The organism is Burkholderia sp. Ac-20392, from assembly GCF_017104585.1.
Classification (GTDB): Bacteria; Pseudomonadota; Gammaproteobacteria; order Burkholderiales; family Burkholderiaceae; genus Burkholderia; species Burkholderia lata.
Genome location: NZ_JAAGPB010000290.1, coordinates 1 through 10,980, shown reverse-complemented (window position 1 = coordinate 10,980; position 10,980 = coordinate 1). Strand labels below are relative to the sequence as shown.

The window sequence follows — 10,980 nt, the reverse complement described above, 5'->3', positions numbered from 1 at the left end:
CGCGGCATCCGGTGTCTCGATCTGTTCGGACGCCGCTGCAACCTCCGCCGTGGACGCGGCGGCCGCGGCCGCCGAACTGGCGGCAGCCGCACGTGCCGCGGGCCGGCGCGCCGGATCGAACACGAACGACAGCCCGACGCTGCCGAGGATCGCGACGGTTGCGACCACCGTCGCCATCGTCACCGGCTCGCCGAGCAGCAGCGCACCGAGCGCAACCGCGACGATCGGGTTCACGTACATGCAGCTGCTCGCGATGATCGGGCTCGTGTGGCGGATCAGGTAGCCGTACGCGACGTACGCGGCCATCGTGCAGAACACCATCAGGTACAGGAACGCGAACACCGGCCCCACCATCACGTGCTCGATGCGTTCGCCGATCAGCCAGGCAACGAGCGTCGAGATCATGCCGCCGAGGCCGATCTGCAGCGACGTCGACAGAAACAGGTCGGACGGCAGCTTGAGCCGCGTCGCGAGATGCGCGCCGCCGGCCCAGAACAGGGCGCCGGCCAGCACGCAGATCGTGCCGAGCGCCGAATTCTGCGCGGCCGCGCCGCCCGAGTTCAGCACGACGATGCCGACCATCCCGAGCGCGACGGCGCCCCACTCGCCTTTCGTGACCGGCCGCCCGGCGACCGCCGCGATCACGGTCGCGAACAGCGGCACCGTGGCCACCATCACCGCGGCCGAGCCGCTGCTGACCGAGCTGATCCCGAGCGCGATCGTGCCGGACGACAGCGCGACGAGCATCGTGCCGACGATCCCTGCATTGCGAATTTCGAGCAGCGTCGGCCATTCGGGCTTGCGCCGCAGCGCGAAGATGAACAGGCCGATCCCGCCGAGCAGGTTGCGCAGCCCCGACAGCAGCAGCGGCGGGAACGACTGCAGCGCGAAATGCAGGCCGCTGTAGGTCGAACCCCAGACGAAATAGATGAAGACGAGCGCCAGCGCCACGCGGCCGCTGCGGCTTTGCGGCAGGCGGATCCGGAACGAGAAGCGGGCGAAGAAATCGAGGAGACGGTCGAGCGGCGTCATTGCGCAGCCTGCCCGCACGTCACGCCGCGTGCTCCGCTGAAAGACGCCGGCGATGCCGGCAAACGGCCCTGGCGGGACCGGGAAGGCAGAGCGAACGTGCGGAACGACATGGCAGTGCGAACGGCGACGAAAGAGAACCGGCAAGCGGCGGCAGAGGGACAAAAAAACGCGCGCAACCGTTTCGGCTGCGCACGCTCGGCATTATGGCATCAAGGATTCGAAAGCATCATCGGACCAGTCTGAAAGGATCACGAATGATGTTTCCGCGCGACATTTTTCGGCCGGCAGGCGGGTGAAATCGGGGGCCGGATACGCAACCCGGACGCGTTGCCGGGGTGTCAATCCGACCCGCCCTCCACGCCCATCCGTCGCCATCGGCCGAACGGCCAGTCCTGCACGCCGGCCAGCGCTTCCCCCTTATCGTAACGGTCGGCTCACGCGCCTCCTGCGCTGCGCGGCCCTCTTTCGAAACCCGCACCACCCATACAAAATTTTGTATAATTCAGACATTCTTCCGCCGAAGCCGGTTGTTTTCGTCGGCAGCGCGCTAGCCGATCTTCGCGGCTTTCCGTTGCCCGCGCAACGCGAAGCCGGTCACCAGATCGATCAGGTGCAACGCGGCCTGGCGCCCGATGACTGGAAGCCGATGCGTACCGTCGGCGTCGGCGTGCGGGAAATTCGCCTGCGCGATGCGAGCGGCGCGTTCCGGATCATTTACGTCGCGACATTCGCCGACGCCGTCTACGTGCTTCATTGCTTCCGGAAGCAATCGGCGCGCACGACCAGGGCCGATATCGAACTGGCCGCCCGGCGCTATCGCGCGCTGACGATGGAGAGGAAACGATGACCAACGAACGTTATTCAAGCGTCTGGGACGCAATCGAGGGCCAGCCGGCCGAAGCCGAGAACATGAAGCTGCGATCCGAGCTGATGATCGCGCTCAAGCAGCGCATCGCACAGCTCGAGCTCAGTCAGGCCCAGGCCGCGAAACAGCTGGGTGTCACGCAACCGCGCGTCTCCGATCTGATGCGCGGCAAGATCAACCTGTTCGGACTCGACGCGCTCGTGAACATGGCGGCGGCCGTCGGCCTGCGCGTCGACCTCCAGGTGCGCGAATCCCCGTGACGCGTGACGCGTCACGGGCGATGCCGCGATGCCCGACGCATCGCGGCGCGCACATGCGTCGGGCATCGCACGCCCGGACCGCTCACGATCCGCCGAACCAGTTGTACCCCTGATCGACCCAGTAGCCACCCGGAAACGTATCGGTCACGAAGATCTCCATGATGTGCTTCGGGTTCTTGTAGCCGAGCTTGGTCGGCATCCGCAGCTTCATCGGGAAGCCGAATTCCGGCGGCAACCGATGGCCGTCGTACTCGAACGCGAGCAGCGTCTGCGGATGCAGCGCGGTCGGCATGTCGATGCTCTCGTAGTAATCGTCCGCGCATTTGAAGCCGACGTACTTCGCCCGCGTATCGGCGCCGGCGCGTGCGAGAAACGCACCGAACGGCGTGCCGCCCCAGCGGCCGATCGCGCTCCACCCTTCCACGCAGATATGCCGCGTGATCTGTTCCGCGTGCGGCAGCGCATACAGTTCGTCGAGCGTCCACACGCGCTTGCCCGTCACGCGGCCGGACAGCACGAGCCGATAGGTCGACGCATCGACGTGCGGCACGTCGTCGATCCCGTAGTACGCATTGAACGGGAACGGTCGCGTGATATCGGCTTCGGTGTAGGTCGGCGCGAGCCGCTCGCCGCTGAACAGCCAGGCCTGCACGCGGTCGTTCATGCGCGACACCTTCTCGAGGAACGTGTTGACCGACGCATCGTCCTTCAGCGTACAGCCGGTCAGCATCGTCAGGCCGCCGAGCGTCAGCACGCGCCGGTTGAACAGCCGCCGCGACGGCATCTCGAGCTCGCGGCGCACGTCGAGTTCGAGCGACTTCCGGTCGAGCGTCCAGCGCGAACCGTCGCGCTTGTATTCGGATTCCGACATGATGATTTCCTTCACCCGAAGTTGACGGGTCAGCGCCCGCGCAGCATCGCGAGCAGCGAGCGCGGCACCAGCAGCGCCATCGCGACGTGAACGACGATGAATGCGACGAGCAGCGACATCGCCCAGAAGTGCACGACACGCGCGTTGTCGTAGCCGCCGAACAATTCGCGCAGCAGCGGGAATTGCACGGATTTCCAGATCGTGAGCCCCGACAGCACCAGCACGACGAGATCGACGATCGCGGTCAGGTACGCAGCACGCTGCACCGCGTTGTAGACGCTCAGGTCGGCGTGCGACAGCCGCCCGCCCAGCGCGGCACGGACGTCGCGCCAGATCGACGCCGGCGTGACGGGCAGCATCTTGCGCGCGAGGCGCCCCGTCGCGATCGACATCGTCAGGTAGAACAACCCGTTGAAGACGAGCAGCCACATCGCCGCGAAATGCCATTGCAGCGCGCCCCCGAGCCAGCCGCCCAGCGTGAGGCCATGCGGAAACGTGAACGGCGGATAGATCGGCGACGCGTCGTAGATGCGCCAGCCGGACAGCACCATCAGGATCGCCGCGAGCGCGTTGAGCCAGTGGCTCGCGCGCACCCACAGCGGATGGATCGGGCGCGCGGGCGGCGTGGCGGCCGCGCGGCCGGTGGCGGGAACGGTTTGCATGATGAAGACTCCCGGAATGAGTCGACGGGACGGGACGAAATGCGGGCGGCCGCCGTGCGACGCACGCGCCGGCCGCGCCGCGTCCGCCTCCGTCAGTTGGACGGCGCCATCTTGTCGCCCGACGGCTTGCCCATCTCGTCGTGCGACATCGCGTCCTTCTTCATCGCGTCTTTCTTCATCGCATGCTTCTTCATGCCGTCCTTCTTCATCGCGTCATGGCCCATTGCATCCTTGGCCATCGCGTCGTGGCCCATCGCGTCCTTCGACATCGACGAGCCCGGCTGCGACATCGCGTCGTTCTGCGCATACGCGCCCGTGGCGATCGTGGCGAAAGCGGCGACGCAAGCGGCAATCAGTACTTTTTTCATGACATCTCTCCAAAACAACATGGGTTTAAGGAGCCGAATAGACGGACGACGTCGCGGGAAATGACAGCCGCTGCGAAAATTTTTTTTGAGGTTGCGCGAAAGCGCGCCATGTTGCACCGCGTCGCCCCGGCGGGACGAGCCGTGGGGCCATGCGGCGGCGACGCGCGCTGCCATTTCGACGGGCCATCGTAACGCCCGCCATGCTGCGGCCGCACCGGGGCAGCCGATCCTCTCCCGGTTGAAACCGCCGCCAAGCCAGTGTATCGTGTGCCCTGCTAACGCGGGGGTCCTGCAATGCGCCCGGTCAAACAACCGGCATTGCGGGTGAGAAATACCCTTTGAACCTGATCTGGATAATGCCAGCGCAGGGAAGCGTACGGATTTCGCCGCCATCCTTCTGACGAAATCCGCCGCCTCACCAAGCCTCGTCTCCTGCTTAGCTCGAGCCCCACATACGTCAAGGGCTCCGGGCAAGCGCCGAAGCGCCTGTCCGGCGCTCACACAGGAGATTGCATGAACGCCAATCCGAAGTTTCTGTCCGCCGACGCTCATGTCGATGCCGCGGCCGTCGCCCCGCTGCCGAATTCCCGCAAGGTTTATGTAACCGGCTCCCAGCCCGACATCCGCGTGCCGATGCGTGAAATCACGCAGGCCGACACGCCGACCGGCTTCGGCGGCGAAAAGAATCCGCCGATCTACGTGTACGACACGTCGGGCCCCTACACCGATCCGGAAGCGAAGATCGACATCCGCGCAGGCCTGGCCGCGCTGCGTCAGGGCTGGATCGAGGCACGCGGCGACACCGAAGTACTCGGCGGCCTGTCGAGCGATTACGGCCTCGAGCGCGCGGCCGACCCGGCCACCGCCGACCTGCGGTTCCCGGGCCTGCACCGCAACCCGCGCCGCGCCCAGGCCGGCAAGAACGTCTCGCAGATGCACTACGCGCGCCAGGGCATCATCACGCCGGAAATGGAATACATCGCGATCCGCGAGAACCAGCGCCGCGCCGAGTACCTCGAGAGCCTGAAGGCCAGCGGCCCGAACGGCGCGAAGCTCGCCGCGATGATGGGCCGCCAGCACCCGGGCCAGGCGTTCGGCGCAGCGGCCTTCGGCGCGAACGCGCCGGCCGAGATCACGCCGGAATTCGTGCGCTCGGAAGTGGCGTGCGGCCGCGCGATCATCCCCGCGAACATCAACCACCCGGAATCCGAGCCGATGATCATCGGCCGCAACTTCCTCGTGAAGATCAACGCGAACATCGGCAACTCGGCCGTCACGTCGTCGATCGGCGAGGAAGTCGACAAGATGACGTGGGCGATCCGCTGGGGCGGCGACACGGTGATGGACCTGTCGACCGGCAAGCACATCCACGAAACGCGCGAGTGGATCATCCGCAACAGCCCGGTGCCGATCGGCACGGTGCCGATCTACCAGGCGCTGGAAAAGGTCAACGGCAAGGCTGAAGACCTGACCTGGGAAATCTTCCGCGACACGCTGATCGAACAGGCCGAGCAAGGCGTCGACTACTTCACGATCCACGCGGGCGTGCGCCTGCAGTACGTGCCGCTCACCGCGAACCGGATGACCGGCATCGTGTCGCGCGGCGGCTCGATCATGGCGAAGTGGTGCCTCGCGCATCACAAGGAAAGCTTCCTGTACGAACACTTCGAAGAGATCTGCGAGATCATGAAGGCGTACGACGTGAGCTTCTCGCTCGGCGACGGCCTGCGCCCCGGCTCGATCTACGACGCGAACGACGAAGCGCAGCTCGGCGAGCTGAAGACGCTCGGCGAACTCACGCAGATCGCATGGAAGCATGACGTGCAGGTGATGATCGAAGGCCCCGGCCATGTGCCGATGCAGTTGATCAAGGAGAACATGGATCTCCAGCTCGACTGGTGCAAGGAAGCGCCGTTCTACACGCTCGGGCCGCTGACCACCGACATCGCACCGGGCTATGACCACATCACGTCCGGCATCGGCGCCGCGATGATCGGCTGGTTCGGCACCGCGATGCTGTGCTACGTGACGCCGAAGGAACACCTCGGGCTGCCGAACAAGGACGACGTGAAGGAAGGCATCATCACGTACAAGCTCGCCGCGCACGCCGCCGACCTCGCGAAGGGCCATCCGGGCGCGCAGGTGCGCGACAACGCGCTGTCGAAGGCGCGCTTCGAGTTCCGCTGGGAAGACCAGTTCAACATCGGCCTCGATCCGGACAAGGCGCGCGAATTCCACGACGAAACGCTGCCGAAGGATTCCGCCAAGGTCGCGCACTTCTGCTCGATGTGCGGCCCGCACTTCTGCTCGATGAAGATCACGCAGGACGTGCGCGAGTTCGCGGCGCAGCAGGGCGTGTCGGAAACCGAAGCGCTGAAGAAGGGGATGGAAGTGAAGGCGGTCGAGTTCGTCAAGACCGGCGCCGAGATCTATCACCGTCAGTAAGCGAACGCGCGGTCCGGCGATCCCCGCCGGATCGCCTTGCGCAATGCACGAAGCCCGCTTTCGAGCGGGCTTTTTTGCGCATGCTGCGTGCCTGCCGGCTGACGGAAAAACCACCCGAAACAATTCATTACGAAACCGCGCGAGCCTTAACAAGTCCTTACAGCAGCGCCGGGGGACGGCGCGTAGATTGGGTTCATGCGCGGCCGCCGGCCGGTCGCGTGTCCTCTGTTCACAACCGCAAGGACAACGATCATGAATTCGATACGGCGTATTGGGATTTGCGCGCTGCTCGTCGCGACCGTGGCCAGCCTGTCGGCCTGTGACTCGATGTCGAGACGCCAGCGCGACACGGCAATCGGTGCGGGTGTCGGCGGCGTCGCCGGCGCGGCGATCGGCGGCAGCGCGCTGTCGACGCTGGGCGGCGCAGCGGCCGGCGGCATCATCGGTAACCAGGTCGGCAAGTAAGCGGCGCCGCGCGCCGCGACAGTCAGCCAGACGGCGTTTTCGCGGTGCGGAAGCGCCGTTTTCGCATGCGGCGCCGCAACGTGCCGGCCGCCTGCGCGGAAATGATCCGTTACCGTTTTGCACACCGTGTCATCGGCGCGCGGCCTAAGCTTAAGCATCTGCCGATTGCCGGCTCCGCCGGAGAAACATCATGAACAGGACCTTCGTCGCCGCGGCGCTCGCCTGCGTGACGCTCGCCGGCTGCTACTACCCGTACGGCTATTATCCTGGCGGCTATTACACGGCTGCACCGGTGCAGCCGGCCCCCGTCTACGTCGATCCGGGCCCCGCCTATTACTATCCGGCACCGGCCTATGCACCCGCATGGGGCGGCTATTGGGGACCGGCGCTCTCGCTCAATTTCGGCTTCGGCGGACGCGGCGGCTGGCGCCATCACTGATCGGGCACGACCGCCGGCAGGCGGCCGCCCCACGCCGGCCACCGGCGACCTTCCCGTTTCTTGCCATTTCATCGAAACGTGAAACGATGGCGAGGTAACGGGGTGTAAGATTCTTCGCATCCCGTCCCTGCCCTTCACGATCGATGTCCGCCAAGAACGCCCTTCTGCTGACCGTGCTCGCTGCCCTGTGGGGTGCGTCGTTCCTGTTTATCCGGATCGGCGTCGTCGATCTCGGCGTCGCACCGCTGATGGCGTTGCGGGTAGGCATCGGCGCGCTGTTTCTCGCCGGCTTCGCGCTGACGCGCTTCAAACCCGCCGATCTCGGCGCCCGGCTGCGCCGCCATGCGTGGCCATTGTTCGTCGTCGGCGCGCTGAACTCGGGCATCCCGTTCTGCCTGTTCGCGTTCGCCGAACTGACGCTGTCGGCCGGCGTGACGTCGGTGATCAACGCGACGACGCCGCTCTGGGGCGCGCTCGTGGCCTACGTATGGCTGAAGGACAAGCTGTCGCTGCCGCGCGCGCTCGGCCTCGTGATCGGTTTCGCCGGCGTACTCACGCTCGTGTGGAACCAGATCGCGAATGCGCACGGCGAAACGGGCGCCACCGCGACTGCACTCGCTGCCGCCGCCGCCCTCGGCGCGACGCTGCTGTACGGCATCGCGGCCAACTACACGAAACGCAAGCTGACCGGCGTCGATCCGCTCGTCAACGCAACCGGCTCCATGATCGGCTCGACCATCCTGCTGCTGCCGTTCGCGATCGCCACCTGGCCGGCCGCGCCGGTCAGCGCGCACGCGTGGGGCTCGGTGCTCGCCCTCGGCGTCGCCTGCACGGGCATCGCGTATTTCATCTACTTCTACCTGATCGCTCACATCGGCCCCGCCCGCGCGATTACCGTGACGTTCGTGATCCCCGTGTTCGGGCTGCTGTGGGGCGCGCTGTTCCTCGGCGAACACGTGTCGGCCGTGATGATCGAAGGCTGTGCGATCGTGCTCGTCGGCACCGCGCTCGCCACCGGCGTGATCAAGCGGATTCCCGGAATCCGGCCGCGCAGCGGCGAAGCCACCTGACGATTCGTCCGGGTGCACGCGCCGCCCTCGGTCGGGCCGTGAAGCCTGACGTCCCGGCGCCGGCCGTTCACCGCCGCGCCGTGGAGGGTACCGCAGCGCGACCGGTATTCCTCTGACGGCGGCCTCCGCTCACCGCTTGCCGGCCGCCGGGATTTCCCGCGTCACCCCGCATGCCATGCCGCCGGATTGTCATGTGCGGCGGCGACGCCCAACGCTACGCGGCGGTCATGCGCGGCGCGCATGCGGGCGGCGCCGGCCGCAGCCGCATTCCCGCGTGCGTCTGGAGTTTCCCTGATACGCGAGCGGCCGCGTTCCCGTTACACTCCGAACACTTACCCGCAGAAGGCGGTCTCGATGTCCCACGTCCTTTCGCGTCCGCCGGCGCGTGCGACTGCTTCAGCGTGGCGGCGCGCTGCCGTTCCGCCGCTCGACACCGGGCACCGTTGACATGAAGCCCGCCCGCGACCTCTCGCTCGACTCCCTGCTCGAACGTCTCACGCCGACGCCCGGCGGCTGGGTCGCCACCTATCGCACCACGACGTTACGCAGCGTGTTTCAGCCCGTGCTGTCGATCACGCACAAGCGGGTCGTCGGTTACGAAGCGCTGCTGCGCGTCGTCGATTCGAACGGCGCGTTGATCTCGCCCGCCGCACTGTTCGAGAAGACGCGCGCCGATGCCGACGCGCTGTTGCTCGACCGGCTCGCACGCTGCCTGCATACGGCCAACTTCGTCGCGCAAGGCATCGGCGACGGCTGGCTGTTCCTGAACGTCACGCCGCGCGTGCTCGACTCGGGCCTCGTGCAGCGCGAATTCGTCGAGGCGCTGTGCCGGCATTACTCGCTGCCGCCGAACCGCATCGTGCTGGAAGTCGTCGAACAGCCCGCGCGCGACGAAGCCGCGCTCGCCCGCACGATCGACATGATCCAGCATCGCGACTTCCTGATCGCGATCGACGACTTCGGCACGGGATTTTCGAACTTCGACCGCGTGTGGCGCGCGCGACCCGACATTGTCAAGCTCGATCGCTCGCTCGTCGTACGCTCGACCGGTTCGGCCGAGGATCGCCGCATCATGCATCACCTCGTCTCGATGCTGCATCAGGCCGGCGCGATGGTGCTCGCCGAGGGCGTCGAGAGCGACGACTCGCTGCAGGCGCTGATGGAAGCCGACATCGATTTCGTGCAGGGTTTCCAGTTCGGCCAGCCCGATGCATCGATCGCCCATGCCAGCGCGGCGGCACCCGCGATGCTCGACGCCGCGTGGCAGCGCTTCATCGCGCGCCGGCACACGCCGGTCGTCGCCGAACAGCCGGGCTTCGACGCGATCGAGCGGCTCGTGCTGACCGGCGCGGCCGCGTTTTCTGCCAGCGGCAACCTGCAGGACGCCGCGCAGCGCGTGTTCGCAGTACCGGCCGCGCGCCGCGTGTTCGTCACCGACGAAACCGGCGAGCAGTTCCTGCCGTCGATCGGCGCGCGCGCCGAAGACGGTCAGGCGGGCGTCACCCGCCTCTCACCGCTGTTCCCGGAAACCCACAGCAACTGGTCGCGACGCCCGTATTTCCAGCGCGCGATCGCCGCGCCCGGACGCGTCGCGCTGATGGGCCCGCACTTCTCGCTGACGGAAGGCCGCGACTGCTATACGGCCGCCGTCGCGATCCGCGCGCAGAGCCGGCTCGTCGTGTTCTGCGTCGACTTCGTACTCGACAGCGCCGGGACCGTGATGCGCTAACCGGCGCGACGGCGCACGACTGACGCTCGCGCCAGTCGTGCGCCCCTCATCCATTCGTCAGTCGATCACCTTCCCTCTGCCCGACTTCACCACGCTGCGGCGCGACTTGTGCTCGAGCCGCCGTTCCTTCGACGCACGCGTCGGCCGGGTGGCGACCCGCGAGCGCGGCGTGAATGCAACGCCACTGATCAACGCATCGAGTCGCGCCAGCGCGGCTTCGCGGTTCTTCTCCTGGGTGCGATATTCCTGCGACTTGATCACGACGATGCCGTCGCGCGTGATGCGCTGGTCCGACAGCGCGAGGAGCCGCTCCTTGATGACGGGCGGCAGCGACGACGCGCGGATATCGAAGCGCAGGTGGATCGCGCTCGACACCTTGTTCACGTTCTGCCCGCCCGCGCCCTGCGCGCGCACGGCCGTCCATTCGACTTCGGCCGGATCGAGCGTATAGCGGATCATCATCGCGAAGCCTCCATGCGGCGCCGGGCAAGCGCCTCGTCGACGCGTGCCGCGAGCCCCGAATCGCGCTGCGTACGCGTCGCAACCGCCTGCGCCAGCACGCGCCGCGGCCCGATCACCTGCACGCGCGTGCGAGCACGCGTGACGGCCGTATAGACGAGTTCGCGCGTCAGCACGCGGCCGAACGACGCCGGCAGCACGAGCGCGGCTTCGTCGAATTCCGAGCCCTGCGACTTGTGGACCGTCAGCGCGAACGCGGTTTCGTGCGGCGGCAGCGCGGCCGGCGACACAGCGCGCGCGGTGCCGTCCGCACGG

The 10,980-nt window shown here is 66.9% G+C and carries 13 protein-coding genes and 1 riboswitch; of the genes, 7 read left to right on the top strand and 6 right to left on the bottom strand.

From position 1 onward, the window contains the following. Positions 1-1,032, bottom strand: a 1,032-nt coding sequence (locus tag G3N99_RS26090) for an EamA family transporter (protein ID WP_206123824.1), incomplete at its 3' end; no start/stop codon positions are given. Between the two features lie 493 nt (positions 1,033-1,525). Here G3N99_RS26090 and G3N99_RS26085 point away from each other — a divergent pair. After that, positions 1,526-1,879 (top strand): type II toxin-antitoxin system RelE/ParE family toxin, encoded by a 354-nt coding sequence (locus tag G3N99_RS26085; protein WP_206123825.1) that lies wholly within the window; start codon positions 1,526-1,528, stop codon positions 1,877-1,879. Further along, positions 1,876-2,157: an XRE family transcriptional regulator gene (locus G3N99_RS26080; RefSeq protein ID WP_174945477.1), complete on the top strand. Its 282-nt coding sequence runs from the start codon at positions 1,876-1,878 to the stop codon at positions 2,155-2,157. Before G3N99_RS26085 ends, G3N99_RS26080 begins: the two co-directional genes overlap by 4 nt. 82 nt (positions 2,158-2,239) lie before the next feature. On the opposite strand, the gene G3N99_RS26075 is transcribed toward G3N99_RS26080, so the two are convergent. The 3 genes from G3N99_RS26075 to G3N99_RS26065 form a co-directional block, all read right to left on the bottom strand. Further along, positions 2,240-3,028 (bottom strand): molybdopterin-dependent oxidoreductase, encoded by a 789-nt coding sequence (locus tag G3N99_RS26075; RefSeq protein WP_174935034.1) that lies wholly within the window; start codon positions 3,026-3,028, stop codon positions 2,240-2,242. Between the two features lie 29 nt (positions 3,029-3,057). Next, complete coding sequence (locus G3N99_RS26070) at positions 3,058-3,690, bottom strand: cytochrome b/b6 domain-containing protein (protein WP_174987341.1); 633 nt, start codon at positions 3,688-3,690, stop codon at positions 3,058-3,060. 92 nt (positions 3,691-3,782) lie between these two features. Continuing rightward, on the bottom strand, positions 3,783-4,058 hold the full coding sequence (locus G3N99_RS26065) for a pentapeptide MXKDX repeat protein (protein WP_011351498.1): 276 nt from the start codon (positions 4,056-4,058) through the stop codon (positions 3,783-3,785). A 272-nt stretch (positions 4,059-4,330) separates the two neighbouring features. Then, a riboswitch (TPP riboswitch) is annotated at positions 4,331-4,447 on the top strand. Between the two features lie 124 nt (positions 4,448-4,571). Here G3N99_RS26065 and thiC point away from each other — a divergent pair. The 5 genes from thiC (at position 4,572) to G3N99_RS26040 (ending at position 10,206) form a co-directional block, all read left to right on the top strand. Continuing rightward, on the top strand, positions 4,572-6,503 hold the full coding sequence (thiC, locus tag G3N99_RS26060; protein ID WP_174951975.1) for a phosphomethylpyrimidine synthase ThiC: 1,932 nt from the start codon (positions 4,572-4,574) through the stop codon (positions 6,501-6,503). Between the two features lie 252 nt (positions 6,504-6,755). Further along, on the top strand, positions 6,756-6,968 hold the full coding sequence (locus G3N99_RS26055; RefSeq protein ID WP_011351496.1) for a glycine zipper 2TM domain-containing protein: 213 nt from the start codon (positions 6,756-6,758) through the stop codon (positions 6,966-6,968). A 190-nt stretch (positions 6,969-7,158) separates the two neighbouring features. After that, the gene (locus G3N99_RS26050; RefSeq protein WP_174945471.1) at positions 7,159-7,407 is read left to right on the top strand and encodes a hypothetical protein; all 249 of its coding nucleotides are present in this window, start codon (positions 7,159-7,161) and stop codon (positions 7,405-7,407) included. 143 nt (positions 7,408-7,550) lie between these two features. Next, complete coding sequence (locus tag G3N99_RS26045; protein ID WP_011351494.1) at positions 7,551-8,477, top strand: DMT family transporter; 927 nt, start codon at positions 7,551-7,553, stop codon at positions 8,475-8,477. Positions 8,478-8,925: 448 nt separating this feature from the next. Further along, positions 8,926-10,206, top strand: a complete 1,281-nt coding sequence (locus G3N99_RS26040) for an EAL domain-containing protein (RefSeq protein WP_174945526.1) — start codon at positions 8,926-8,928, stop codon at positions 10,204-10,206. A gap of 57 nt (positions 10,207-10,263) precedes the next feature. Here the strand turns inward: G3N99_RS26040 and arfB are convergent, their stop codons facing one another. Together arfB and G3N99_RS26030 are read right to left on the bottom strand one after the other, a co-directional pair. Next, positions 10,264-10,668, bottom strand: a complete 405-nt coding sequence (arfB, locus tag G3N99_RS26035; protein ID WP_174935044.1) for an alternative ribosome rescue aminoacyl-tRNA hydrolase ArfB — start codon at positions 10,666-10,668, stop codon at positions 10,264-10,266. After that, on the bottom strand, positions 10,665-10,980 hold a 316-nt coding region (locus tag G3N99_RS26030; protein ID WP_206123823.1), incomplete at its 5' end, for an ATP-binding domain-containing protein. The genes arfB and G3N99_RS26030, both read right to left, overlap by 4 nt.